Source organism: Pseudoalteromonas sp. P1-11, assembly GCF_001399995.1.
Lineage (GTDB): Bacteria > Pseudomonadota > Gammaproteobacteria > Enterobacterales > Alteromonadaceae > Pseudoalteromonas > Pseudoalteromonas atlantica.
Genome location: NZ_LJSP01000006.1, coordinates 39230 through 65691, shown reverse-complemented (window position 1 = coordinate 65691; position 26462 = coordinate 39230). Strand labels below are relative to the sequence as shown.

At 40.8% G+C, this 26462-nt stretch carries 28 protein-coding genes; 17 read left to right on the top strand and 11 right to left on the bottom strand.

The window, feature by feature from the left end; genetic code table 11:
• The first annotated feature begins 6 nt into the window (after nt 1-6).
• The 5 genes from AN390_RS11975 (at nt 7) to AN390_RS11955 (ending at nt 3411) form a co-directional block, all read left to right on the top strand.
• Complete coding sequence (locus AN390_RS11975; protein WP_055254755.1) at nt 7-1296, top strand: M20 family metallopeptidase; 1290 nt, start codon at nt 7-9, stop codon at nt 1294-1296.
• A gap of 102 nt (nt 1297-1398) precedes the next feature.
• Nucleotides 1399-2010, top strand: a complete 612-nt coding sequence (locus tag AN390_RS11970) for a TetR/AcrR family transcriptional regulator (RefSeq protein ID WP_055254753.1) — start codon at nt 1399-1401, stop codon at nt 2008-2010.
• Nucleotides 2011-2040: 30 nt separating this feature from the next.
• On the top strand, nt 2041-2451 hold the full coding sequence (locus AN390_RS11965; protein ID WP_055254751.1) for a GFA family protein: 411 nt from the start codon (nt 2041-2043) through the stop codon (nt 2449-2451).
• A gap of 15 nt (nt 2452-2466) precedes the next feature.
• Nucleotides 2467-2913: a RidA family protein gene (locus AN390_RS11960; RefSeq protein WP_055254750.1), complete on the top strand. Its 447-nt coding sequence runs from the start codon at nt 2467-2469 to the stop codon at nt 2911-2913.
• A 273-nt stretch (nt 2914-3186) separates the two neighbouring features.
• Nucleotides 3187-3411 carry a hypothetical protein gene (locus AN390_RS11955; protein WP_004588490.1) on the top strand — a complete coding sequence of 75 codons (225 nt, stop codon included), beginning with the start codon at nt 3187-3189 and terminating at the stop codon, nt 3409-3411.
• Here the strand turns inward: AN390_RS11955 and AN390_RS11950 are convergent.
• On the bottom strand, nt 3408-4610 hold the full coding sequence (locus tag AN390_RS11950) for an MFS transporter (RefSeq protein WP_055254747.1): 1203 nt from the start codon (nt 4608-4610) through the stop codon (nt 3408-3410). The two genes, AN390_RS11955 and AN390_RS11950, sit on opposite strands and share 4 nt — an antisense overlap.
• 101 nt (nt 4611-4711) lie before the next feature.
• Here AN390_RS11950 and AN390_RS11945 point away from each other — a divergent pair, with 101 nt between their 5' ends.
• A complete protein-coding gene (locus AN390_RS11945; RefSeq protein WP_055254745.1) occupies nt 4712-5494 on the top strand; it encodes a helix-turn-helix domain-containing protein in 783 nt (260 codons plus the stop codon).
• A gap of 15 nt (nt 5495-5509) precedes the next feature.
• On the opposite strand, the gene AN390_RS11940 is transcribed toward AN390_RS11945, so the two are convergent.
• From AN390_RS11940 to AN390_RS11930, 3 genes are all read right to left on the bottom strand, one after another.
• Nucleotides 5510-7570, bottom strand: a complete 2061-nt coding sequence (locus tag AN390_RS11940) for a TonB-dependent receptor (protein WP_055254743.1) — start codon at nt 7568-7570, stop codon at nt 5510-5512.
• A gap of 74 nt (nt 7571-7644) precedes the next feature.
• Complete coding sequence (locus AN390_RS11935) at nt 7645-8301, bottom strand: YoaK family protein (RefSeq protein ID WP_055254741.1); 657 nt, start codon at nt 8299-8301, stop codon at nt 7645-7647.
• A gap of 11 nt (nt 8302-8312) precedes the next feature.
• On the bottom strand, nt 8313-9005 hold the full coding sequence (locus AN390_RS11930; RefSeq protein ID WP_055254739.1) for an ABC transporter substrate-binding protein: 693 nt from the start codon (nt 9003-9005) through the stop codon (nt 8313-8315).
• Between the two features lie 118 nt (nt 9006-9123).
• On the opposite strand from AN390_RS11930, the gene AN390_RS11925 reads away from it, so the two are divergent.
• The 3 genes from AN390_RS11925 to AN390_RS11915 all read left to right on the top strand — a co-directional run bounded on the left by AN390_RS11925 (nt 9124) and on the right by AN390_RS11915 (nt 10914).
• The gene (locus tag AN390_RS11925; protein WP_054983514.1) at nt 9124-9372 is read left to right on the top strand and encodes a TIGR03643 family protein; all 249 of its coding nucleotides are present in this window, start codon (nt 9124-9126) and stop codon (nt 9370-9372) included.
• A gap of 76 nt (nt 9373-9448) precedes the next feature.
• Nucleotides 9449-9811 (top strand): hypothetical protein, encoded by a 363-nt coding sequence (locus AN390_RS11920; RefSeq protein WP_024031662.1) that lies wholly within the window; start codon nt 9449-9451, stop codon nt 9809-9811.
• 23 nt (nt 9812-9834) lie between these two features.
• A complete protein-coding gene (locus tag AN390_RS11915; protein ID WP_055254737.1) occupies nt 9835-10914 on the top strand; it encodes an endonuclease/exonuclease/phosphatase family protein in 1080 nt (359 codons plus the stop codon).
• A 274-nt stretch (nt 10915-11188) separates the two neighbouring features.
• Here AN390_RS11915 and AN390_RS11910 read toward each other — a convergent pair whose 3' ends face one another.
• Both AN390_RS11910 and AN390_RS11905 read right to left on the bottom strand, forming a co-directional pair.
• Nucleotides 11189-11698 carry a hypothetical protein gene (locus AN390_RS11910; protein ID WP_029774162.1) on the bottom strand — a complete coding sequence of 170 codons (510 nt, stop codon included), beginning with the start codon at nt 11696-11698 and terminating at the stop codon, nt 11189-11191.
• Between the two features lie 111 nt (nt 11699-11809).
• Nucleotides 11810-12679 (bottom strand): hypothetical protein, encoded by an 870-nt coding sequence (locus tag AN390_RS11905; RefSeq protein WP_029774161.1) that lies wholly within the window; start codon nt 12677-12679, stop codon nt 11810-11812.
• Between the two features lie 362 nt (nt 12680-13041).
• Between AN390_RS11905 and AN390_RS11900 the strand changes: the two genes are divergently transcribed.
• Complete coding sequence (locus tag AN390_RS11900; protein WP_029774160.1) at nt 13042-13305, top strand: hypothetical protein; 264 nt, start codon at nt 13042-13044, stop codon at nt 13303-13305.
• 209 nt (nt 13306-13514) lie between these two features.
• On the opposite strand, the gene AN390_RS11895 is transcribed toward AN390_RS11900, so the two are convergent.
• Both AN390_RS11895 and AN390_RS11890 read right to left on the bottom strand, forming a co-directional pair.
• Complete coding sequence (locus AN390_RS11895) at nt 13515-14891, bottom strand: NAD-dependent succinate-semialdehyde dehydrogenase (protein ID WP_055254734.1); 1377 nt, start codon at nt 14889-14891, stop codon at nt 13515-13517.
• A 182-nt stretch (nt 14892-15073) separates the two neighbouring features.
• The gene (locus tag AN390_RS11890; protein WP_055254732.1) at nt 15074-15592 is read right to left on the bottom strand and encodes an NUDIX hydrolase; all 519 of its coding nucleotides are present in this window, start codon (nt 15590-15592) and stop codon (nt 15074-15076) included.
• Nucleotides 15593-15830: 238 nt separating this feature from the next.
• On the opposite strand from AN390_RS11890, the gene AN390_RS11885 reads away from it, so the two are divergent.
• From AN390_RS11885 to AN390_RS11860, 6 genes are all read left to right on the top strand, one after another.
• Nucleotides 15831-17171 carry a sigma-54 dependent transcriptional regulator gene (locus AN390_RS11885; protein WP_024031667.1) on the top strand — a complete coding sequence of 447 codons (1341 nt, stop codon included), beginning with the start codon at nt 15831-15833 and terminating at the stop codon, nt 17169-17171.
• Nucleotides 17172-17383: 212 nt separating this feature from the next.
• Nucleotides 17384-17599 carry a hypothetical protein gene (locus AN390_RS11880; protein WP_004588505.1) on the top strand — a complete coding sequence of 72 codons (216 nt, stop codon included), beginning with the start codon at nt 17384-17386 and terminating at the stop codon, nt 17597-17599.
• Nucleotides 17600-17626: 27 nt separating this feature from the next.
• On the top strand, nt 17627-19111 hold the full coding sequence (locus tag AN390_RS11875) for an ATP-binding protein (RefSeq protein WP_055254730.1): 1485 nt from the start codon (nt 17627-17629) through the stop codon (nt 19109-19111).
• The gene (locus tag AN390_RS11870) at nt 19112-19573 is read left to right on the top strand and encodes a response regulator (RefSeq protein WP_024031669.1); all 462 of its coding nucleotides are present in this window, start codon (nt 19112-19114) and stop codon (nt 19571-19573) included.
• Between the two features lie 61 nt (nt 19574-19634).
• Nucleotides 19635-21605 carry a hybrid sensor histidine kinase/response regulator gene (locus tag AN390_RS11865; protein WP_055254961.1) on the top strand — a complete coding sequence of 657 codons (1971 nt, stop codon included), beginning with the start codon at nt 19635-19637 and terminating at the stop codon, nt 21603-21605.
• A gap of 15 nt (nt 21606-21620) precedes the next feature.
• Nucleotides 21621-22235, top strand: coding sequence for a fumarylacetoacetate hydrolase family protein (locus tag AN390_RS11860; protein WP_055254728.1), 615 nt, complete (start codon nt 21621-21623; stop codon nt 22233-22235).
• Here the strand turns inward: AN390_RS11860 and AN390_RS11855 are convergent.
• The 3 genes from AN390_RS11855 to AN390_RS11845 all read right to left on the bottom strand — a co-directional run bounded on the left by AN390_RS11855 (nt 22192) and on the right by AN390_RS11845 (nt 24766).
• Entirely contained in the window at nt 22192-23070 is an 879-nt protein-coding gene (locus AN390_RS11855; RefSeq protein WP_095206768.1) for an ABC transporter substrate-binding protein, read from the bottom strand. The two genes, AN390_RS11860 and AN390_RS11855, sit on opposite strands and share 44 nt — an antisense overlap.
• Before the next feature lie 153 nt (nt 23071-23223).
• Nucleotides 23224-24276: an aldo/keto reductase gene (locus AN390_RS11850; protein WP_055254724.1), complete on the bottom strand. Its 1053-nt coding sequence runs from the start codon at nt 24274-24276 to the stop codon at nt 23224-23226.
• 67 nt (nt 24277-24343) lie between these two features.
• On the bottom strand, nt 24344-24766 hold the full coding sequence (locus AN390_RS11845; RefSeq protein WP_004588512.1) for a thioesterase family protein: 423 nt from the start codon (nt 24764-24766) through the stop codon (nt 24344-24346).
• 476 nt (nt 24767-25242) lie between these two features.
• Here AN390_RS11845 and dinB point away from each other — a divergent pair, with 476 nt between their 5' ends.
• Nucleotides 25243-26295, top strand: a complete 1053-nt coding sequence (dinB, locus tag AN390_RS11840) for a DNA polymerase IV (RefSeq protein WP_024031675.1) — start codon at nt 25243-25245, stop codon at nt 26293-26295.
• Nucleotides 26296-26462 lie beyond the last annotated feature (167 nt).

Sequence of the window (26462 nt, the reverse complement as noted above, 5' to 3'; positions counted from 1 at the left end):
ATCAGGATGAAAAAATCACTACTTTCGGTGGCATTAGGTTTTGCTGCACTTGGTGCGTTTAACGCGCAGGCAAACCTTGATCAACACGTTAAAAATGTAGAGCAGCAGGTAATTGAATGGCGACGCGACTTTCACCAAAACCCTGAGCTTGGTAACCGCGAAACGCGTACCGCAGGCATTGTGGCTAAACATTTAAAGTCGTTAGGTATGCAAGTACAAACCGATATTGCTTACACAGGTGTTGTTGGTATTTTAAAAGGCGCAAAGCCTGGCCCTACAGTAATGCTACGCGCCGATATGGATGCACTACCGGTAACAGAAAAAACAGATGTGCCATTTAAATCAACCAAAACCACAAATTTCCGTGGCGTTGATGTAGGCATAATGCACGCTTGTGGCCACGACACGCACGTAGCTATGCTAATGGGCGCAGCCGAAGTATTAGCAAATATGAAAGATGAATTGCATGGCAACATCATGTTTGTGTTTCAGCCTGCTGAAGAGGGCGCACCTTTAGGCGAAGAGGGCGGTGCAGAGCTAATGCTTAAAGAAGGTATATTTAAAAAATACAAACCTGACGTAGCATTTGGCCTGCATATTACATCGAGCCTACATACGGGTAAAATTGGCTATCGAAGTGGGCCGTTTATGGCCAGTGCCGATCGCTTTGAAATAACCGTACACGGTCGCCAAGCACATGGCTCAGCACCGTGGACAGGCGTTGACCCTATTGCTGCCGCTGCGCAAATTGTAACGGGCGTTAACCATATTGTTAGCCGCCAAGTTAATATAACCAAAGAGCCCGCTATTGTGTCGTTTGGTAAAATTGCCGGTGGTGTGCGTAATAATATTATTCCTGAAGAAGTTGAAATGGTTGGTACTATTCGTAATTTTGATATGGATAACCGCGCGCAAATCTTTGAAAATATTAAAACAACCGCTACGCATATTGCTAAATCATCGGGGGCAACGGCTGATGTGCATATTCACGAAGGTTACCCGGTAACGGTTAATAACCCTGAACTTACTGCGCAAATGTTACCTAGCCTTGAAAAAGCAGCCGGTAAACAAAACGTGCAAGAAATGGGTAAAATAACCGGCGCAGAAGATTTTTCGTTTTATGCCCTAGAAATACCTAGTGTATTTGTATTTTTAGGTGGAACGCCTGACGATCAAGACTTAAAAACGGTAGCAAGTAACCACTCACCTTATTTTTACGCCGATGAGTCATCGTTTAAAGTGGGCACAAAAACACTTAGCCAATTAGCGGTAGATTACTTAAATAGCCACAAATAATGCCGTAGTTACCCAGCGAGTAAAGTAATTGCTGGCTGGGTATTGTTGTTTATATTAACAAGCTGCACTATGTGTGCACTTTAACCTAACACGTTTAAATTTATGTCTGATCAACCCTTTTTGGCACCTAAGCAACAACGCAGTCAACAAACCCAAGAAAAACTAGTAAAAGCGCTGCATCACAGTTTAAAAAGTAAGTTTTTTGAGCACATAAGTATAAAAGAGCTGGCCGATTACGCCGAGGTGTCGGTAGGTACGTTTTACCGTCGCTTTAAAAATAAAGAGTCGCTGCTGCCCATGTTGTATCAAGACTTTGGTATTGCATTAGATAACTGGGTAACAGAGCTTGAGGCGCAGCACTATAAAAACTTAGACGATGTAGTTAACACTTTATGCCATAAAACCTATGTGTTTTTATCATCACAGCAGGGGGTATTTAGAACCCTGCATTTAAATTCGCGTTTACACAGCGAGTTATTAGGCAGTGATAAACACATAAACAGACGAGTAATTTATCAGCGTTTAGCGCAATTAATTAGCCAAACAGATGCCAAAGTGAGCGAGGCGGCGGCAGGTACGGCAGTATTTTTAATTGTCAGCTCATTGCTTGATAAAGTGCTGTATCAAGATTTAACCCCTGCGATAGCCTGTGATTTATCGGCGCAGCAATACGCGCAAGAACTACCTAAAATTATTTTAGCTTATTTAGGTTAAACACCTTTAAACATACTCAAGGAGAGTAAAATGAAAATTACTGGAAGCTGCTATTGTGGTGAAATTAAATACCAAGCTCAGTCGCAAAATAATAACGTACTTGTATGTCATTGTAGCGATTGCCAACGCATGTCGAGTGGGCCATTTAGAGCGGTAATTATGGCTGAGCCAAACTCGGTGGTATTTACTAAAGGCGAGCCAAAAGAGTATGTTAAAACAGCACAAAGCGGCAATAAACGCGCACAAGGTTTTTGTGGTACGTGCGGCACTACACTTTACGCAACCAACGAAGCAAAAGCCGATAGAGTGTACGGCCTGCGCATAGGGGCCGTTGATCAGCGTGATGAATTTACCCCAGCTGCGCAAATTTGGTCGCAATCAACGCTTGCATGGCTAAACGATTTACACCAAGTGCCGGCTTTTGAAACTACACCTAAATAAACAGGTAGGCTATTAATGAAAACACTGACAAAAACAGCCTTATTAGCAAGTGTACTACTGACGAGTTTTGCCCAGGCAAAACCCAGTAATGTCGACTTTTTAAATACAGGCAAAGCTAATCCTAACTTACCATTTTCGCAAATAGTAAAAGCCGGTAATACGCTTTATATGTCGGGGCAAATAGGGATTAACCCTGCAACCGGTAAGTTAGCAGCGGGTGGTTTTGAAGGTGAAGCTAAGCAAACCCTTGAAAACATTAAGCGCACTTTAGAGCAGCATAACTACAGCCTGAGCAATATTGTAAAGTGCACTGTTATGCTTACCAATATTAACGATTTTAAAGCGTTTAACGCTATTTATACGCAATATTTTAGTGCGCCGTATCCTGCACGTAGTGCATTTGCAGTAAACGCGTTAGCCCTTGATTCGTTAGTAGAAGTAGAGTGTATTGGTGCTGTATAACACCAATCGACTTAAATATTTAATCATTCTAACGTGCTAAATAGAGCGCTAACAGCGTTGTAAATTTCTTATGTAGAACAACTGCATGTCGATATTCATGCCTTGTTATCACGCTATTTATCTGTCGCTATAAATGCCTAATAACTTAACACGATTGGTGTAAGTAATTTTAGGTTGCGTAATTTTATAAAGATAACGTTGCGCTTTAAATTTGTGTGAAATTTTTTTAACCAAATGACTGTCTATTTATAAGACAGTCATTTGGAGAAAAATATGTGCAGTTCACCTAAAAGTAGCCGAGCAGTTAAAAAGTCAGCCATTAACTTTAATGACGAACTAACCCAAGAGCAGCGTTTGCGTTTTGCTGCAAAAGCTAATTTAGCACAGCTGCGCCGCGAGCAACGTCAAGCCGCTAATAAGCGCTTTGAGCAAAAGCATCGCCCCGCAAAAAAGCCAGCAACGGGCTTGTTTTCATGGTTACAGCAGCTAGTAAGTTAACTATTATTAAGCGTGGTTTTTTTGCCGCTAAACCATCCACATGTAGCACATAACACACCTGCACCTGCACATAACCAAAGCGGCGCACTCCAGCTACCGGTACTTGTATGTAGCGCCCCTGCTACCATAGGGCCAATAGCCGCCAGCAAATAGCCAATACTTTGTGACATACCCGAAAGCGAAGCCGCTTGCGTGGAGTTATCGGTACGTAAGCTAATAAACGACAGCCCTAAAATAAAACACGCCCCCGAGCTAAAGCCAAGTAGTAGCGTCCACACTAATGCAAAGCTTGGCATATAAAGTAACCCTAGCGCACAGCACGCACTCAGTGATGCAAGTATAAAGCTAAGCGCACTTTGATCTTTTAATTTTCCTAGCAAAGGTATAAGCACAAGCCCAGGTATGGCGGTCGCAATTTGAAAAGCACCATGATACGCGCCTGCTTGCGTTGCGCTTTGGCCCGCTTCGGTGAGTATGCTAGGCAGCCATGTGATAATGATGTAATTTAAAAATGAATTTAGCCCCAGTAACAAGGTAATTTGCCAAGCAAGTAGGTAGCGCCATACGCTTTTATTAAGTGTTGAGGCCTGTGCTGTTTGTGCCGGTTTTGTGTGTTTATTTAATTGCGCCATCCACACAATTAAAGTGGTAATTGTAATAAGTGCACTTGCCCCTAATGCAAACTGCCAGCCTAACCCTTCATATTGGCTAAGCGGATAAACTAATGCTGAAAAGCCACCCGAGGCAATGCCCATAGTGAGTACATAAGCAGAGGTCATTACCGCCACTTTTGCCGCAAAGTCGCGTTTTATTATACTTGGTAGCAATACGTTAGCTATGGCAATACCTGCGCCTATTATGGCTGTGCCTACAAAGAGCATAATGGATGAATTAACCACCCGTGCGGCAATACCCAGTAATATTAAAAATACAGCAAAAAACAATGTGCGCTCAAGCCCTTGGCGTTTAGCCAGGCTTGCAGCCATAGGCGATATAATGGCAAAGGCAATTAGCGGTAACGTGGTAATAAAGCCTGCTTGCGAAGCGGTTAAATTAAAATGCGCAATTATTTGTTCAAGCACAGGGGCAACCCCTGTAAAAGGCGCACGTAAATTGGCGGCAATAAGTAAAATACCTATTACAAGCAATACGCTTGAAAAGCGCGACATACCAGCATTACTGTGAGGTGTGTGAGTCATTATTACAAAATAAGTTAGCTAATTATTGGCGCTAGTATAAACAAATCAGCAGTATTATAATTTAGCTATACTGACATTAAATAACTAAAAACTGACAAAATATGTTTGAGCCTAAAGGGTGGGGATACCTACAAAACTACGAGCACATGGCACAGCCTATAATTGCCAAAGTAGATACCGCACAAGGCAGTAAAGAATACCCGTTACACACTCACCCTAAGGGGCAGCTAATTTTAGCGCTTGATGGTTATGTAACCTGCGAAGCGGCTAATAAAATGTGGATGGTGCCAACGCACAGTGCTATTTGGGTACCTGCAAATACCTTACACAGCAATCGCGCATCTGATAACGCCAAATTATGTTTTGTATTTATTGATGCCAATAAGCACGGCATGCCACAGCATACCTGTACATTAGCAATAACGGGGCTGGTAAAAAGTTTAATGCTAAAACTAGCAAGCGAACACCAAGCCTATAATGAAGACACTAAAACAGCACGTTTAGCTCAGGTACTGTTTGATTTATTAATTGAAATGCCCGCCCAGCCGCTCGACTTTGTGTTATCTAAGCATGCGGTTATTCAAGCAATGGGGCAGCAGTTACTCGCACAGCCAAATAATCGTAAAACCGTTGCACAATGGGCACAAAATTTTGCATTAACCGAACGTACGTTGGCACGGCTTATAAAAAAGCAAACCGGTATGACCTTTGGTAAGTGGCGAATGCAATTACATATAATTACAGCGCTGCAGGCTCTATCAGATGGGCAAAGTGTACAGCAAGTGTCGGCATTATTGGGGTACGAATCGGTGAGTGCGTTTATAACTATGTTTAAAAAGGTAATGGGAAAGTCGCCCACTAAATATATGGGCGACTTAAATTAACCTTTATATATGGTTTTACCACGTGTACGTAGCCGAAAGCATGGCGTTACGCGGTTTACCCGGGAAGTACCTATCGCCAGTAAAGCTGGTGTAATCAGCACGCTCTGCATAAGCTTCGTCGGTAAGGTTAATTATACGTGCAAGCACTTCTAAATTATTGGTAACTTGCCACTTTGCACGCAAGCTTAAAATATCATGCCCCTCGTAGCTATGTAGGTTTTCTGGGTCGGTATAGTAACTACTTACGCTATGCCATTGCAGTGCAAGCGCTAGGTTATTAAAGGCTTGCCAGGTTAAATCAAGGTTAGCCACATTGCGTGGCGCGGTGTCTACGTTGTTACCGTTTATATTTAGCCCATTAATTAACTGATTATTGGTATACGTGTGCTTTGCATGTGTACCTGCAAATTGTAAGTTAAGCGTTTTGCTTAATGCATAATCTACTTCAAGCTCAATACCTCTGTGACGTGAACTGCCATCATTAACGTTAAAGAAGTCGCTATCGCGATAAATAGTATTGTGTTTGCTCATAGCATACACAGCCAATGCGTAACTTACATTGCTGTAATATCCTTTTAAGCCAAGCTCGACATTATTGGCTATTTCGGGGTTTAAATCGGCGGTGGTTTGCTCGCGTTGTAATTGGTAAAGCTCTGCCGCTTGCGGCGCTCGGTAGCCACGCGAAAAGTTAGCGTATAGCGTATTATTTTTGTTGGCCTTGTAGCTCACGCCAAATTTAGGTGAGGTATTGCTAAAGCTATTTTTACCACTGGCTGGGCGACTATAACGGCAACCGCCAAAACCACATTCTGTGCCGTCTTCTGTTGTGCGGCCACTAAGCATATTATTAGTGTAATCGTACTGCATATGCTCATACCTGAGGCCGGCACTAATAAACCATTTATTTAATTGCCACTCAACTGATGCAAACGGCGCATACAGGGTTGCGTTTACATCGTAATCGTAGTGTTTGCCTTGCGGTACTGTGGCTACTAAAAATGCAGAGCCTTGAGTTGGCTCGTTTTGGCTTTGAGTAAAGTCGCTGCGAGTGTATTCGCCATCAAGCCCTAGGTTTATTTTTATATTACTTTGCAAGTTATGTTGATAAAGCGATTGCACACCTATGCCTGTTTGACTGTTGGTTTCAAGCGGGGTGCCAGGTAAAAAGTGCTTAAAAAAGTCCATGCTTTGGTCGCGCACATAAGGCGTAATAGAAAGCACATTGCCGTTCTTTAGTTGCCACTGGGCGTTGCTCCACGCTCTAAATGAGCGGGCTTTTCTAAATGCATCGGGGTCAAAGTTTTGCTGTGCTATGTCTTCGTTTTTATAGCTTTCAAAACCCGTAATAAAGCCCGCAGTGTGCTGATCTAAATTTGTGTATGTAAGGCCAGAGGTAAGCAATAGGTTTGAGTGCTCAAAGCGGTGGCGAATATTTATTTTTTGCTGTTTAACGCTTTCATCATCACGGTAACCGGTATCGTCGGTAACACTGGCGTTTATGCCAATACCACTGTTGCCGTAGTCTTGCCCAGCGCGAAGCTTATAACGGGCATATCCGTATGAGCCATAATCAAGCCCGACTAATCCACCGCCTTGCGTGGTATCGGGCGTTATTACATTAATAACACCATGCACAGCATTTGAGCCATAAAGTGCAGAGCCGGGGCCTTTGAGTACTTCTATGCGCTGCGCCATTTCACTATGCGCTTCAAAAAGCTCGTTAATATTACAAAAGCCTGCAGCACGCAGTGCAATGCCATCTTCAAGGGTTAGTATGCCGCCACAGGCTGCCGCGCCCGAGAGCACAGGCGAGCGAAGTGCCGGTAGGTATTCTTGCCCATTTCCGCGCTGTACGTTAGCACCTGCAATACGCTGTAACGACTCTTCAACATGAGTAGGCGCAATGCTATTTAACTGCGCTTCAGATAAGGTACTAATAGTAAGTGGATAGGGGGTAGCCAGTGCTTCTGTACGTGATGCGGTGGTTGTTATGGTTTCTATTGCATCATCGTTTTTATTATCAGCAAGTGCAACGTGGCTGAGAGGCAATAACAGCGGCAAAATATAAGGTTTCATACATTCCTTTAAGGTGAGTAACGCTTTATTAACGCCATGGTAAGGTGTTTTAAACGGTTTTTAAACCGGTTGCGTTAAAGTGCGCGTATTCTATATACCCGATAAGTTAGCGATAATATAAAGCAAGCCCCAGCGGGCACGGTTAAAGCAAGTAGGGCTAAGTGCTCATAAAGCATAAACCCGCACACTCCACCTAATAAAAAGCCGGCAATAATAAGTATAAATATTACGCCTTTGCGGGTATCAAAGGGTTCACCTTTTAGCGCTTTGCCTATCATTAAACCTAGGTCGGTAAAAATACCGGTTAAATGAGTGGTGCGCACTACTGCGCCGCTGTAGTTAGTGGCAAGGGCGTTTTGTAAACCACAGGCGGCAGAGGCAAGCGTAATGCCATAAACATGGGCGCGGCTGAGTAAATAGGTGCTTAAAAGCAGTAATAGGCCTTCAATAAATAATAGGGTGTCGTAATGGCGTCCCAGCTTTAACGAGCCGCCGGTAAGTAAAAAACCAGAAAGGGCAGAGCCAAGCATAAAGCTTAAAATTATACTCATTAGTAGTAACGCAGCAGAGGTACTGCTCATTAGTTTTATACCAAGTAAAGTAACACTACCGGAAAGGTGAGAAATAGCCTGATGCTCAAACCCTAATAACCCTACAGCATTCACAATGCCAGCAATAAAGGCGAGTGTAAACGCGCCGTACTCAACCCAATTTGGTAATTTAGTTAACATTGCCTACCTTATTAATGCACACCGAATTGCGCTTTATAGCGTTTTATTTGCTCATCAACGATTGCGGTGTTGACCACGCCATGCTTAAAAGCAATATAAACAGGTAGGGCATAGCCTTCAAGCTGCTTAGCATGTATGTTTTTATAGCCTTTTGAGTACCATAAGCCGGCTTGATAATTAGTAATTGCGTAGTCAACACGCTGTTTATTAAGCAAATCAAATGTGGCTTTAGTGGAGAGTGAATGCATAAAGTTGCTTTGTTTAATATTGTATTCTTTTGCCAGTACATTGGGTAATTTAACGCCTCTTAGCATAGCAATGCGTGAATTTGATAAGTCATTATTAAGGTTTGCTTTTTCTGTGCTAAATAAACCAAATTGGGTGGTGTGTAGTGGCTCAGTGGTAAATTCTAAATATTGCGCACGCTCGGTATTATTTGCCAGCGCAAAGTAACAATCGTAGTAACCTAACGTCATTTCTTTTTTAATACGAGCCCACGGTAAATGCACCAACTCAATGGTTACTTTTAAATTACGCTCTATAAAAGTTAAATAGTCTATGTCTATGCCTGTAAAGGTATGTGTTTCATCGTCATAAATTGTAAAAGGCGGGTAATGGGTCGTTGCACAGCGCAGCGTTTTATTAGGCGCTGCTAATAATAGCGAAGAAAAACTAAAAGCTAAAAGCAGCAGTAATGTGCGCATAAATGTAAATCCGATTTTTTCTTATGTTAGTGTGTTTATTATACAGCGATATTCGGTTTTGAGGTGATGATCTATGTATTTTTTCTTCTCGTATAAGTTTAAATTTTAAGAGATAACCATGTTTAACGCAGAGCAGCAATCGCGAATTATAGAAATGGCGTGGGAAGACAGAACCCCCTTTGAGGCTATAGAGCAGTTATACGGGCTTAATTATTCACAGCTGGTCGTGTTTATGCGAGAGCATATTTCAAAGGGTAGTTTTAAAGTGTGGCGCAAACGCCACGCAGGGCGTAAAACCAAGCATTTAAAACTGCGAGACCCAGCCATAATGCGCAGCCATTGCAAAACACAGTACAAGCCGAGATAAATAGCTGCTTGCAGTTTCATATGATGTTCAGGCGTGTTTGATAATCTTTAGCTATTAACATTATTAGAGATTATTTATGAAAGCGTTTTTATATACGGTTTTTTTAGCGGGTGCCTTGGTTAGCGTTAATGCACAGGCAAAGCCCGACAAAGACAATCACGGCCATAAAAATGGCCACCATAAACATCAGCAGCACAACTATAAAAGCAGTAAGAAACTATCTAAAAAGCAGCAAAAAAAGTTAGTGCGTGCTGGGTGGACGCCACCAGGGTTAAGTAAGCGTTACCATAGAGGCGATTACCTAGACCGCAATGTATATAAACAAGGCCGCGTTATTGAACGTTCTAGAGATAATGGTACAGTAAGTATAAAAATAGACAGTACAGTTATACACATGGTGCACGATACCCGAGAAATACTTTCAATTTTAACTCGTTAAGTACAATTTATAAGGATATTTAAATGCTCATTGCACTGGCTATAATCATTGGCTTTTTTTTATTAGTGACCTTGTTACCTATGTCGTACAGTCAGCACTACTTAGTGCGCAGCTGCGACTTCGTTCGACTACAGGTATTTTATATAGCCAGCGCTGTTGCAATTATATCGTTTTATTTACTGTGGCAAAGCGGCAATAGCGGGTATTTGTATACTGCTTTAACCGCATTACTAACCATGGCATTACAAGGTAAGTGGATATTTCCTTACACTTGGCTTGCTAAAAAAGAAGTTAAAACGGCCTCAGTGAGCGAAGATCACAGTGTTAGAATCATGTCGGCTAATGTGCTTATGTCAAACCACAATAGTGAGCAACTAATCTCACTGGTTGATAAACACCAGCCCGACTTATTAATTACCCTTGAAAGCGACAGCTGGTGGGAAAATAAATTAGCTGTTCTTAAAAAAAACTACCCCTATTATATTGAATGCCCTAAAGACAACCGCTACGGCATGCATTTATACAGTAAATTTAAAATTCTTGATGCGCAAATATGTGAGCTCATTGAACAGGATATTCCTTCAATTCATATCCTGTTCGAAAACAATGAAGGCCTTGAAATGCAAGGGCACTTTATACACCCCGCGCCACCAAGTCCCACTGAAGAAGACTCATCGCGCCCACGCGACTCAGAGCTAATAATGGTCGCTAAAGCACTTAAAAAGCCAACACGCCCGACCATTGTAGCCGGTGATTTAAACGATGTGGCATGGTCGCGTAGCACCCGTTTGTTTATGCAAATAAGTGGTTTTTTAGACCCACGTAAAGGCCGTGGCTTTTATAACACCTTTCACGCAAGTTACTTTTTTATGCGCTGGCCGCTCGATCATTTATTTCACAGCCAAGGCTTTAAAGTAAAGCGCATTAAGCGCCTTGCAAAATATGGCTCTGATCATTTTGCACTACTTACCGAGCTGGTGTATGAAAACGCCAAGCAGCATTCATTAGAAGATAAATCAGACGAGCTTAAGCAAGAAGAGATACAAGAGCTTGCTATGAGCAAAGCCGATAAACGAAAAGTGCCAAGGTTTGAGAAGGGCTAGCTATTAGTTTTTAGCTATTAGCTGTTAGTTGAATATGTTTTAACTTGAACGATCAGGTTTAACTCATGATATTTCATCAAACTTGATAACTTCATCAGCCAGTGTAGGTCGGATAAGCGAAGCGCCATCCGACACAGTAAAATACCTTGCCAATTATAATCAATATTTATGTTGTCGAGTGGCAGGAGAGTGCACGAGTAGACATTGATGAATCGTGATATGAGGAGTCAAGATTAGAACCCTTTGGCCTGATGATGTGAGAGTTAGCTGTGCTTCAATATTGAGTATATTTGTACTCTTTTTTTGTTTTGCGCCAGATATATGTTCCTCCAATTAAAAATAGAGCAACAATAAAAGGTGTCAACTTGTTGTCTGACTTCCAAGCTTGTTCAGATTCTTCATAAGAACGAACAAGCAGTCCATTCACTTTTAACTCAAAAAAATTATGATATATGTTCGAAGAGTAGATTGGCGAATGCGTATCAGAAGCCTCAAATAAAATAGTAACAAGCTGATCTTTTGATTTCAAAAGAGACTCTTCAACAATGCCTTGCCCATTTGATTTTGACGGGTAATTAAAATTCATTGGATCATTAACAAACCCGAAGCGTATTCCATAATCATGTGCTTGAACCCAATCAACAAGACCACTTTTTTCTACAAGGTCACTTTTAAAAGGAAAGCCACTATTAACCTGATTTAGATTTACAAACCCGATGACTAGGCCTAATGCGATGGAAATAACTGATAAAGATAAATTTTTATAATATGTTAATTTTGTCATTTATTAACTCAAATAAGCTCCTTGTTAGTTCGAGCGATAAAAATCAGTTTCGGGCTCAATTCCAAGGGCTTTAATGTGCCATGAGCGGACTGTCGTAACCTTAGACTCTTGTTATGCGCTGATACACCTATTATTCTCATTGATTTGGTGTATGGCGACTTTTAATACCTGCAAACAAATTTTAGCTGTATACATTGTAGGGTTAAAGCCTGTACTCATTTGTTCAAATGGGTGAATGTAATTCCTAAAATCTCTGAGTGCATGACTAAATTTATGAACGTCATGATGCAATAAATTTATCTCTTTTGAAACATCGATAAAATTTGCAAGTGACCACTCTTGAAATGGCCTTACCTTCTGTTCCCGATTTTTGGGTGCGCTATTAGCGCAATTAAATATCCTTGGATTACTAGTTGCAACGCCAAGTAAAATACCCTCAAGAGTACTACCAGCCATAAGAATTACAGAGAGTGGAGCGTTAGCAGAAAAACAGTTTTCTATTTCTTTAATTCTATACTCAAGCACGCTAGTTATAGTGCTATCCAATTGAAGGTTAGATAGCTTTAAATCCTTAAACTCTTGGTTGAGAAAACCTTCTTCATCATTTGTTTTCTTAGGAGTAGTAAATTCAACTTTATCTAGTTTTTGAAACGAGATATCCGCGTGGTTTCTTACAACTTTCCATTTATCAAATGCGAGATATTTATTGAATTCTGAGATATGTAAATCAAGTTTTTCAGGGGTTTCAATAAAGCTAACAGGAGAGAATAAGTTTTTAATACATTTATCAATATTTGGTGTGCCATTGATTGCTGCAAGTCTTTCATCGGTATACATCCAACGCGAAGGAAAGCCTTGTCCGTAACTGTCACTAAATCCCAACTCATTGAAGAATTGAATTATTTTAGGCCCACTTCGGTATTCTGTTTCTTCATTGATAAGAATGCGAAGTTTTTCTAATGTTTTCGTTCCTAGAATCAAATCTCAAATCCTTGACTTTGCTTAAGCCCATTTTGGTGGTTTATAACACACCAAAACGGCGTATATTACATACTCCGATAATTTCATCAATAATTACCTTTATAAACATGTTATTGAAATAGTGTTAATTCAAAGCTTGTTATTTTGCATCAAAATGGCGGTTAATAATGTTATCGGGCAAAATTAGGAACCTACTCATCAAAACAAGAATAACTTTAACTTTTTCAGTGTCAGGTTATCGCTCATTATTGCCTGTCAGGTTAAGTCTAGTGAAATAGATTGCATTGCATAGTTAAAGTTTTTATATTGTTCGGCAATATTTTACTTGGTGCTAATGAAGCACTGCGTGCAAAGGAAAGCATGTGAATTATAAAAAAATGTACTACCCAGTTAAGGCGCTTGCTGCCTTATCTTTAGTTGCAGTTGCAATCAAGTACTGGATGCCAACGGAGATTGGCTTTGCGTTTATGCTATTACCTTATTTGGTTTTGTATTTTTTAGCGAGTGCTAACAACTACCAAAATAAACGACTCTTTCTTATCAGAATTATAGCTGCATTATTTACTATTATTTTAGCGCCAGTTCTCATTTTTGGCATTGAACCTGACCCTCAGGCCGGAATCTAACTGCAATTAGTGCCTCAGAATTTATTATATTATTTTTTAATGTTGATAATGATTAAGAAGAAAAATGTACATTTTCAGCTATTAGTATTTAGTTTCGTGGGGTTTGGTCAGTAAAGGATGAGCTCTGCTGTAATCTAATTTTAAAGAAAAAAAACCTAAAAGAGATTACCCACTTTTAGGTTTTTTATATATTGGTATTTATAGCTAAATTAGCTATTAATCATAATACATTTGATATTTACAAACTCGCGCATACCAAAGCCGCCATGTTCTCGGCCGTAACCACTTTCTTTAACACCACCAAACGGTAGGTTGGGTTGGGCAAGGCCGTAACCGTTAATGTTGATCATACCGGTATCAAAGTGCTTTTTAGCTAGTTCAATGGCTTTTTTCTCATCTTTAGAGAAAATACCACCGCCTAAACCATAGCGAGAGTCGTTGGCGATACGCATTGCATCGTCGTTGTCTTTTGCTTTTATGAGCGAGGCTACAGGGCCAAATAACTCGTCATCGTATGCTGGCATGCCCGGCGATAAATTATCAAGAATAGTCGGTGGGTAGTAGTAACCTGTTTGCGATGGTACTTCACCGCCTGTTACAACATTTGCACCTGCTTCAACAGATTGCATTACTTGGTCGTGAATTTTATCACGTAAATCTTCACGTGCCATTGGGCCTAAATCGGTATCTTCGGCCATTGGGTCGCCCATTTTTAATGCTTCAAATTGCGCTTTAATTTTTTCTTTAAAGTCATCATATAATGACTCTACAACCACAAAGCGTTTTGCCGATACACAGGTTTCGCCGTTGTTGATCATGCGCCCTGTAACACAGGTTTCAACAGCAAGGTCTAAATCTGCATCATCAAGTACTAAGTAGGCATCGTTACTACCAAGCTCAAGCACTGTTTTTTTAACGTATTTACCTGCTTCTTCAGCTACTTTTTTACCGGTAGCGTCACTGCCTGTAAATGTTACGCCGCTGATTGCTTTGTGTGAAATAAGCGCGCTGGCAGTTTTGCCATCAATAAGTAAGTTGCTAAAGCAATATTCAGGGAAGCCCGCTTGTTTAAATAGGGTATCGATTTTCTCTGCCATACCAAATACATTACCGGCATGTTTAAGTACGGTCGTGTTACCAGCCATAATGTTAGCGGCACTGTAACGAATTACTTGGTAAAGCGGGAAGTTCCAAGGCTGAATACCTAATAAAACGCCCGTTGGTTGGTAGCTAACAATAGCGCGGCCGCCATCCATATCGCGCTCTTCATCGCCAAGTACTTGTGGGCCGTTTTCGGCTGTGTAACGACAAATACCAGCGCACAGTTCAATTTCTTGAAAACCTTGCTCGTACACTTTACCCATTTCTTCGGTCATTAGCTTAGCAATGGCTTCTTTTTGATCTTCGAATAAAGAGGCTAGTTTATTTAAATACTTAGCACGCTCGGTAAATGAGGTTTGGCGCCATTTTAAATATGTTTCGTGAGATTTTTCTACTACTTGTTCAGCTTCCTCTTGAGAAAGCAGCGTGTAGGTATCAATGGTTTGTTCAGTTGCGGGGTTGATTGTTTTAACTGTGTTACTCATTTTTATCTCCTTACAAATTAGTTATCAGTAAGGGTGCAAACACAAAGCCAGTTTGTTTTATAAAGTAAAATAGGGCTTAAGTTATTGAATAGTGGTCGCTTTAAATTTAATTATGGGATGTAAATAAAAAGCGAGTGATGAGCAAGCAGTAAAAAATACTGCTTTATGCAAATTTTACAGCCTTAGTTAAACAGTTGCTGTGCTATTTGTTTTAGTAGGTAAGTTTCACGAATGATAGACAGCCCTTGTTTTTCACTAAGGCTCATTGTGCGCTCGTTGTGTGCAATGGCGTCGTATATATTGACCCATTTAGGCGTCATACCATTTTGTTGCTCGTAATGTTCAAGCTGTGCTTTGCCAAGCTCTTTGTCTGTATCGCATAAATAGCAATACGACTGTATATGTATAATATCAAAGTCGTCTTTGTACCAAGGGCGGTACTCTTCGTATAACCCAAAGGGTTTAATAACCTGTATATTTTGCGCGCCAGTTTCCTCGCTAAGCTCTCTTATTAACCCTTGCTCTAGGGTTTCACCTTCATCCACACCGCCGCCGGGTAAACTGTAGTCTTCGTAGCGATTGGTATACATTAATAAAATGTGTGCATCTTTAATCACAATGGCGCGGCCTGTGCGGCGGGTAAATTGAGTGCCTTGGTTTAAATTTACGCCAGGGTGGACCATTGTTTTTAATAATTGCATTTTGTCTCCTTTTTAAAAGCAAAATTATATCAGCTGGTATACTTAGGCGAGTAGTAAAAATAATTCTAATTATTTTTAAAAATTATGATCGGTATGGCTTAAGTTTACGTACATACTCGGTTGTTAAAATTAAACGTTAAAAGACTCAATAGTTTAATCATTTTTAAGAGATTCTAGTAGCCCCTTTTATTTGCAAAATAGGGTGCGTAGAATAAGAAGAAAAGCATAGGGATTTATCATGTTAAACATACTTTTAGTCGATGATGACGTTGAATTTAGTGACGTTGTTTGCCACATTGTCGAATTCCTCGGGCACAACATTTGTACTGCAACTAGCTTAAAAGAAGCACATCAATGGTTTGAAAATAATACCTTTGATCACGTATTACTCGATTTTATGCTGCCAGATGGCAGTGGTCTTCATTTACTCGATCATTTAAAAATGATTGGGCAGTCTCCAAAAGTGACGCTTATTTCTGGCCACCCTTCAGTAAAAGGGATTTTGGCAGACATGTGTGAGCAAGATGTTGGGCATTTATTAAAGCCGCTGCAACGCGAAGACCTAGAGCTGGTATTAAACGGCCCTAAAAAAACAGCTAAAAAAGCTAAAGTTCCGGCTATTACTCGCCATTTTAATAGCTTAATTGGTGAATCAGAGCCAATGCAAAAGCTTTACACCATGATAGAGCGCGTAGCTAAAACCAATGCTAACGTGATGCTCATGGGGGAAAGTGGTGCCGGTAAAGAAGTGGTCGCCCAAGCAATTCATAACGCAAGCCAATGCGAAGGCCCTTTAGTGGCGAGCAACTGTGGTGCTTTGTCTAAAGAATTAATAGGTAGTGAGTTATTTGGCCATGAAAAAGGGGCTTTTACAGGTGCAATTGCCCGTAAAGAAGGGGTGTTTGAGCAAGCAGACGGCGGTACGTTATTTTTAGATGAAGTAACCGAAATGCCTATAGATATGCAGCCAAACTTACTGCGTGTGCTTGAAACTAAAAAAGTAACACGTGTAGGCGGCAATCGTGAACTGCCTATAAACTGCCGCGTTATTTCTGCGACTAACCGTTCGCTGACCGACTTAGCGCAAAACAATATTATTCGTGAAGATATTTACTTTAGACTTGCGGTTTTCCCCATTGATATACCTGCGCTGCGAGAGCGAAAAGAAGATATTCCACTGCTTGCGAAAGCCTTTTTAGAGCAACTTAACGATGAAAATGGCACTTCGTTTTATTGGCACAACGAGCAGCTAAAAGAACTACAGCAATACGAGTGGCCAGGCAATGTGCGTGAACTTCGCCACGCTATCCATCGCGCCTTTATTATGAGCGACCCACAATCGAGCGAAATTACACTTCCGGATAACTTAGAGTCGCCGTTTTCGCGTGTAAATACGCAAGTGGCCGACAACCATGTTTCGGCAGGGCAAACCATTGAAGAAGTCGAAAAAGAGTTAATCCACGCCACGCTAGATAAGGTGCAAGGTAATAAAACGCTAGCTGCGCAAATGCTAGGGATCAGTACAAAAACATTGTATAACCGATTAAACGCATACGGCGGAATTGGAGAATATAAATAACCTGAACTCTGAATAATAAACCTATCTCTAGCAGCTATTTTCAACGTTAACTGCGTTAAATTTGCTTGCAATAGGCCAGCTATTGACGCGTAAATTCGGCTTGTTTTCATTGAAAATCTCTGGCTAGAGAAAAGAATTTGGTTATCACTATAATTTAATATTTTAGTAAGTCTCTTAACCAGAGTTCAGGTTGAATAAGTATAGGAAGTAATATGAGTGATGAAAAAGAAGTTAATACGCTAAATAAATTGGTACATGATGCAAGAGCTCCACTGAATAGAATTTCTATGAATGCAGAGCTCATTAAACTGGTATTAGAAAACGATATGCCAAAAGACAAAGCGTTAGCAGCACTCGATAAAATAATTTCAAACTGTCAGCAATGTAGCGAAAGCTTGCAAAACATTACTGATTTTAATAATAAGTAGTCATTTAAAATTAGGTATTTACACATAATGAGTAAGCAAAAGCAGCAGGGTAAAACGAATATAACGTGGGCCGCTTTTATCGCAATAGTACTGTGTATTGTTGTTGGCAATGCAGTTTTGGCATTAAGTACTATTCAGGGATTAACGCAAACGCAAAAAAGCTTGGATAACACCAGCTTATTAGCCGATGCTATTGAGCGTCTTCACTTATCAATTGTGCAGGCAGAGTCTGGCCAGCGCGGCTACTTACTCACCGAAGAAGAAGACTACTTAATGCCTTATTACGATGCGATAGGGCAAATAGAATCGCAAATGGAGCATGTAAAGTCTCTACACTCTGAAATTGATGGCCAAGCTGAGCGAATTGCTGAGCTATTAGTGTTAACAGAAGCTAAAATTAAAGAGCTTAAACAAACGGTTAAGTTGGCTACTAATGACAAAGAGCGCCGTGCGTTATATGTATTAAATACGCACAGAGGGCGAGAGCTGTACAAAGATATTCGCGTTAAAGTTAATGATATTCAAGACCGAGAATTACTGTTTAAGGTGAGCCATTTTTCTAAGCTGGCACAAATAAAAAATGAAGCAAAAATCACCTTTGCTATTACAGCGGTTACCAGTGCGCTTTTAATAATAGGTATGTTTTTATTAACACGCCTAAATTTAAGAAACGCGGCTAAATACCGTGAGGAGCTTGAAAGACAAAACGAAACACTTGCAACTAAAGTGTCTGAGCGCACGCAAGAGCTGACCTTATATTCAGATGAGCTTAGCCGCTCAAACCGTGAGCTTGAAGAGTTTGCGTTTGTTGCCAGCCATGACTTACAAGAACCACTACGAAAAATTCAAGCATTTAGTGACCGCCTAGAAACCATGTTTAAAGATGAGCTGGGCGAAAAAGGCATAGATTACATAGGCCGTATGAAAAATGCAGCGCAACGTATGTCTAACCTTATTAACGACTTGCTAGAGTTTTCGCGGGTAACAACCCGAGGTAAAGACTTTGATGACACTGACTTAAAAGGCGTAGTTAACGATATTTTAAGTGATTTAGAGGTTGCCATTAAAGAAAGCAATGCGCACGTAGAGGTGGGCGAACTACCGGTTATTCAAGCCGATAAAAGCCAAATGCAGCAGTTGTTTTTAAACTTACTGTCTAACGCTGTTAAGTTTAGAAAGCCAGGTGTTGAGCCACATATAAGCGTAATGTACGAGCACAAAGACGAGTTTAGTGAAGAGCATAACGAAAAAGTGGGTTGGCAAATTATTACCATAAAAGATAATGGTATTGGTTTCTCACAAGAGTATGCTGATAAAATATTTGTACCATTTCAGCGCCTGCATGGGCGTTCGGAATATAAAGGCACAGGGATTGGGCTTTCAGTTTGTAGGCGTATAGTTGAGCGGCATGGTGGGATAATTACCGCTCATAGTAAAGACGGTGAAGGGGCAACCTTCATAATAAAATTACCTGTGGAAACAACGCTTTTCACACTTCAAGGAGAGGCTTAGATGCCGTATTCAAAAGTGAAACCTATTACAATATTAATGGCAGATGATGACGAGGATGATCGCCTACTCACGCAAGATGCGCTAGCCGAAAGCCGTGTATTAAACGAGCTGCATTTTGTGGAAGATGGGGTTGAATTATTAGAGTACTTAGAGCGCAAGGGTAAGTTTGAAGATAAAAATTCATCGCCACGCCCGGGGTTGATTTTGCTTGATTTAAATATGCCACGTATGGATGGCCGTGAAGCACTTGAGGCCATTAAGGCAAACCCAAACCTTAAAGGCATACCGGTTGTTATTTTAACCACCTCTAAGCAAGAAGAAGACATGGTTAAAGGCTATAACTTAGGAGCGGCCTCTTATATTACTAAACCGGTAACGTTTGATGGCTTGGTTGATTTAATGAAAACCCTAGGAAAATACTGGGTAGAATTTGTAGAGCTGCCGACAACGTTTAACGACTAAATAAGTAGCAACATTAAGCCCCTAATTAGGGGCTTATTAAATGCAATTAAAAGGAGGTAGTATGTTAGATAAAGTGACTCGCTTACTTTTAGTAGAAGACGATGAAGATGATTACATTCTCACTTGCGACTACTTAGATCAGTTAGATTCACATACATTTGACATAGATTGGATAAGCTCTCCTGAGCAAGCAATAAGCATTTTAAGTAAAAACGATCACGATATTTGTTTGCTTGATTATCGATTAGGCGCCTCAAATGGGCTAAGTGTATTAAAAAAGGCCATTGCTAATGGGTTTAGCGGGCCAATTATTATGCTTACGGGGCAATCTAATGATGAATTAGACTCTGCAGCACTAGATGCCGGCGCGGTAGATTACCTTATAAAAACAGAAATGAGTTCGAGCCGGTTTGCTCGCGCTATACGTTATGCTTTAGCGCGTAAAGATGTTGAAGGCGAGCGAGTAGAGCGTTTAAAAGCCGAGGCAGAGAACCGCTCAAAAGACAGATTTTTAGCCCACTTAAGCCACGAATTACGTACCCCGCTTTCATCTATATTAGGTTACACAGAGTTACTGCTGCAAAGCGACTTTAGCAAACAGGCCGAAAACGAATTAGGGGTTATTTACCGAAACGGTAAGCACTTGCTGAGCTTGTTAAACGACGTGCTCGATTTATCTAAAATTGCTGCCGACAAATTAGAGCTCACCTTAAGTGAAGTAAACTTAGATAGCATGCTGGCTGATGTTTACACCTTAATGCGTGTATCTGTGCTTGATAAAGGCTTAAAGCTTCGCTTTGAGTCTCTACAGCCTTTACCTCTTATTGTGAGAGTAGATGCCACCCGCGTACGCCAAATACTTATTAACTTAATCAATAATGCGGTTAAATTTACCGAAAAGGGCGAAATAGTGGTTAGTGCCTGGACCGAGTGGGTTGAAGGGCAAGAAATGCTATTTTTTAGTATTAAAGACTCGGGCATGGGGATTGCCCCTGAAAAACAAGCATTAATTTTTAAACCCTTTGAGCAAATAGCCGATGTAGAATCGCGCTCTGTTGGCGGAGCAGGCTTAGGCCTTGCTATTTGTGCCGAGCTATTAGCGCGTATGCACGGCAGTATTGATTTAACCTCTAGAATGGGCGAAGGCTCTACCTTTACTATTTCGGTGTACCCAGGTGATATAAGCGAAGTAGAACGCCAAGTATTAAACTTTAGTAGTGGCTCGCAACTACAGACAAAATCAGCACCATGCAAAGTGACCGGCCGCGTATTAGTGGTTGATGATTTACGCGATTTACGCATGTTAGTTGGCCATATGATTAGCACATGTGGTGCGCGCGTGGACTACGCCGAACATGGCCAGCAAGCGCTTGAAAAAGTAAGAATTGCCGAGGCGTATCGCTCGCCTTATGATATTATTTTTATTGATATACATATGCCCGTAATGGGTGGTAAAGAAGCCACAATAGAGCTTAGAAAAATGGGCTATACAGGCCCAATTATTGCGCTTACAGCCGCCACTATGAAAGGCATACATGAAGAGCTTGCCGCCCTTGGCTTTAACGATGTAATACCAAAGCCCGTTGATAGCTCTTCTTTGTATCAATGCTTACAAGATTACTTAGTATCGCCAGAGCATGCGCCTCAAGCTAAAAACATTCACAGCGACAAAGCTGTAATAGAGAAAAAACAGCGCTTTTTATTGGTTGAGGACGACCAAGATGCAGCGCAAATTACGCAGTTGCTGCTAGAAAGTTTAGGGGTAGAAACCGTTATTACCTCAACGTGTGCACAGTGTTTACAAACCCTCAATCATGACCAACAATTTAATAAGGTATTGCTAGATATGCACTTACCTGACGGGCGTGGTGTAGATTTAGGGAAGCAAATTAACGAACGTTACCCTGACTTAAGCTTAGTGATTGTTAGTGGTGCAGAGCCCGATCCTAAGCAGATCAAAGATTTAAATATTAATCATGTACTTTTGAAACCGATTAACCTGAGCTTATTAGAAACCTTGATAAGCTCGTAATTTAGAAGTTATTTTATGCAGTCGATAAAACTAGAAAGTGAGATATTAACGCCCTCTAAAGTAGTATGCGTTGGGCGTAATTACACCGCGCATATTGCCGAGCTTAATAATGAGCTACCAGATCAAATGGTATTGTTTAATAAACCGAACAGTGCCATAACGGATACCTTATTTGCTACGCACAATAACGACACACTGCACTATGAAGCCGAGCTGTGTTTTGTTATTAAAAATAATGAGTTGGCAGGCGTAGGTTTAGGGTTGGATTTAACTAAACGTACCGTGCAAAGTAAGCTTAAAAATAAAGGGCTACCGTGGGAGCGCGCCAAGGCGTTTAACGGCTCGGTATTATTAACGCCCTTTGTCGCTATAGCGGATGCTGAGCAGGTGTTTACGTTTGAGCTTAAAATTAACGATAACGTTATTCAACAAGGCGATACGCAATTTATGATACATAAGCCTAAAGATATTTTAAGTGAAATTAATGAGTTTATGCACTTAGAAAATGGCGATGTAATAATGACAGGGACGCCTGCAGGCGTAGGGGAAGTGCCTGCAAACAGCGTATTTACAGTAAGCTTGTATGCTAATTCGACCTGCTTGTTATCGCAGAGCTGGCAGGCGCAATAGGGTTAAGTATTTGCTGTTGGTAATGCTTAGTAAACTGCGGAAAACTTTGCTCTAACCAAAAACGCTGACTATTTATATAAGCAGGCGATTGTAATACCTGCTTATGTAGCGCTTTATTTATTTTATTAAGCGCCTTAGTAGCAAAATCATTCGGTGCTCTTACTGCACACCCTATAGCCCCTAAAACAAACTCTCTGGGGTCTTCTTCAATTGGCAAACTGACTATATTTTTAAACTTACTGTGATTGACAAAATAATCCCCCATAAACGGGTAGTCTATTGTGTAATCTAAAAAGCCGCGACTTAAGCGAGCAATAACAGCTTGGCTTTCATTTTCGCTGCTCCAGCTTAGCGATGCTTTATGATACACCGTGGTGTTTTCGATTATTTTATTAATTTTTGAAGTAAACTTGCGCGCCGCGGCTTGACCATATACATATTGCTCGTCTGACAATAAATGTATAAGTTTAATAGGGCTGCCATGCTTAGCGTGTATTTCTGGGGCAAGTTGTTGAGTGGTTAAAACCGAAAAAGGCGGGTAAACCGTGGTGGGGGTAGAAAACTGTAACACCCCATTGGCCGTTTTTTTATGAATAACACACGGAAAGCATACATTATCGCCTTCATTTAAGTGCTTATTAATTCGCTCTTGCGGCACGATTAGTCGCGTATGTTTTACATCATCAATGCTGTTAATTAGTTGCTCGGTGATGTTGTCACAAATACCGCCTTGCGGCGCATGCGAATCTTTATCCATATGAAACGGGGGCGTGTAACTTTGTAACCATACAATTTCTTTAATTGGATGAGTATTGTCAGCGTACCCGTAACGCATTAAAGCACCTAGTACACCAAAGAATAAAATTACATTTCTAAGCATAACTCACTAAAAACAATCATTTTAAGGTAACTTTAGTATAGTTTTACTTTGTATATGTTCAAATGTAAGAGAGAAATAGGCAGTAAAAAAACTGCCTATTATTTTGGTTTAATATGGCTGCGGGTAATCTTTAAAAATAGTGCCAATTTCAGTTAGCGTGTCGTCGCTTAAAGTTATGCTAAAAGCGTCAATGTCTTCTTTTAATTGGGCCATGCTGGTCGCACCAATAATTGATGAGGTAACGCCATCGACTTGATTACACCAAGCAAGTGCCAATTGGGCTGGGGTTATGCCGCTTGCATGTGCAAGCTCTACATAACGCTGCGTGGCTTTTTGCGCGTTAGGGGTATCTCTAAAAATGCCATTGCGCTGCATAAATGTCCAACGCGATCCCGCTGGGCGTGCGCCGTTTAGGTATTTACCCGTTAGCAGGCCAGCAGCAAGCGGCGACCAAGGTAAATAAGCAATGTCTTCATGGATACACAGCTCAATTAAGTAGGGCCAATCTTTAGCGTGCGCTAGGCTAAACTCGTTCTGAATAGACACCATACGCGGTAAGTTATGCGCTTTTGCTAAATTTAGAAATTGGCTAATGCCCCATGGGGTGTCATCTGAAAGGCCACAATATTTTATTTTTCCGGCTTTAACACACTCATCAAGGCCCTCTAAAATATCAAGCATACCCGCCTGTTGTTGCTCAGTATCTACGTCACTAAAAGTGAGTTTACCTGGCCACTGCCTGCCAAAATGTGGGGTAGAGCGATTAGGCCAATGCAATTGGTATAAATCTATGTAGTCGGTTTGTAGGCGTTTCAGCGAGTTATCTACGGCCTCAATGACAGCGCTGCGTGTTATATCGCCGCCATCTCGTACCCACGATAGGCCATTGCCTGCAATTTTACTCGCCAATACAATATTACCGCGCTTTTGCGCATTGCGACTAAGCCAGTTACCTATAATTTGCTCTGTTTTACCGTAGGTCTCTGGTGAAGGAGGAACGGCATACATTTCGGCAGTATCAATAAAATTAACGCCTTGTGCTAAGGCATAAGCTATTTGCTCATCGGCGTCTTGTTGGGTATTTTGTTTACCCCAAGTCATGCTGCCTAAGCATACTCTAGAAACATCAACACCGCTGCTGCCTAACGGACTGTATTGCATTTAAAATCCTTAAATTATGTAAGATCTTGAGAGTGGATAATTAATATCAATTCGCAATAAAACCGAATTAAGCGAATTGGTGTAGCGCCGATAGTAATGGCTCTGAAATCGCCGCTTTTTGTCCTGTTTTAAAGTCAAACATAACAACTTGAGAATAGCCTGTGGTAGTAATAGCTTGCTGAGCATGGCTAAATACAGAGTAATTCATCATAAAACGGTCGCTTTTTATATCTGAAATAGTAATACCTACGGTTAAGGTATCTGGGAAGGTCACTGGACGTTTATAGCGAATATTGTTTTCACTAATGACCGGGCCTATTCCACCTGGTTTTATCGTATCAAACTGATTTATTTTATTTAGAAAATCGATACGCGCAATTTCAAAATAACGCAAGTACACCACGTTGTTAACATGTTGTAGGGCGTCCATATCGGCCCATGCTACGGTGATATCGGTATGAATAGGGTGCTGATCTTTGAACCTTTGCATGTATGTGTACTCTTAGTTTTAAATGAATGAGGTTATCAATATGGTGTTTGTAGCTCAAGACAATAAATGCCATGTTTTTTTATAAGATGATTGTACCTATTTATTTTTAGGGCTACAGTTAAATAACACAGACAACACACACACGAGAACACACATGCAAAATATAATTAATTGGGCTTTAGCCAGTTTAGTTTTTATAGCGTCTTTTGCTTGCTATGCAATGGGTAATGCCTCCGGCGGCATAATGCTTTTAGCTGCGGGGTTTTTATTGGAATTTGTTTTTTGGCTACATTGCTTTAAAAAATCAAAGCGCTTTAAGCAGCCGTTTTAAAAAAGCGGTTTAAAGCTTGCACGGTTTAACACGCTACACCTAGTAGCGCTTTTAACTTTAGCAAGCTAAACAGGCTTTAATGGACTTGCTTAATGAAAGTGAATCCTTAATAATGGCTGTATAAATAAACAGTTGTTATGTGGTGATGAAAAAGTTTATTCATATCGACATGGACTGCTTTTATGCAGCGGTTGAAATGCGCGATAACCCCAAACTTGCCAGTGTGCCTTTAGCGATTGGTGGCAATAGCCGTCGTGGCGTGCTCTCTACAGCAAATTATATAGCGCGCGAATATGGTGTTCGCTCGGCTATGTCTAACTACCACGCTAAGCAATTATGTCCCGATTTAGTTATTGTGCCTGGGCGCATGGCGGTTTATAAAGAAATTTCTAACCAAATACGCGCTGTATTTAAACGCTACACCGATCAAATAGAGCCGCTGTCGCTTGATGAAGCTTACCTAGATGTAACCAACAGCACCGCATGCAAAGGCAGCGCAACGCTTATTGCTCAGCAAATTAGAGCAGATATTTATAACGATACCGGCCTTACTGCCTCTGCCGGAGTTGCCCCCATTAAGTTTATTGCCAAAATAGCCAGTGACGAAAATAAACCCAATGGCCAATTTGTGGTTTTACCGGATGAAGTTGATGCGTTTTTAAATAATTTACCGCTAGGTAAAATCCCTGGTGTGGGCAAAGTAACCCTCGAAAAGCTTAATTTAAAGGGGTTATACACAGGTAAAGACGTTCGCGAGAAAGGCGTTAATTGGATGCAGCAGCACGTGGGGAATTTTGGTGTATCGCTTTATCAAAAATGTGCTGGCGAATATATTGGTAAAGTAACCACTGAGCGAGTGCGTAAATCCCTTAGTGTTGAACACACCTATGAATACAATAAAAATAGCTTACAAGAATGTTTAGATCAGTTACCTAAATTACTGGAAGAGCTAACAGCGCGCCTTAATAAGCAACAGCTACAAAATCGTATTAATAAGCTAAGTGTAAAAGTGAAGTTTGCAAACTTTGTTGTTACTTCAGCGGATCAAGCTCATCATCAATTAAATACTGCTATTTTTACTGAATTACTCTCTAAGGCGTATCAACGCGGTATGCAGCAACCGGTGCGTTTATTAGGTATTGGAGTGGGTGTTAAAAATGAACCTAATTTAAATCTGCAACTGAGTATTCTTGATTAACTACATGCTTTTTTGCAATTGAAAGTGCTTTAGCAAAGTAATTTAAACGTGGTATAAGCAGGGGCTGCCTTTACAAAAAACTATATAGTGATTGTTAATTTCTTCTAAAACATGGAGTCACTTTAGTTAGCTGTAAAACCAAGTTGCCAGATTAAAATGAGCTGATC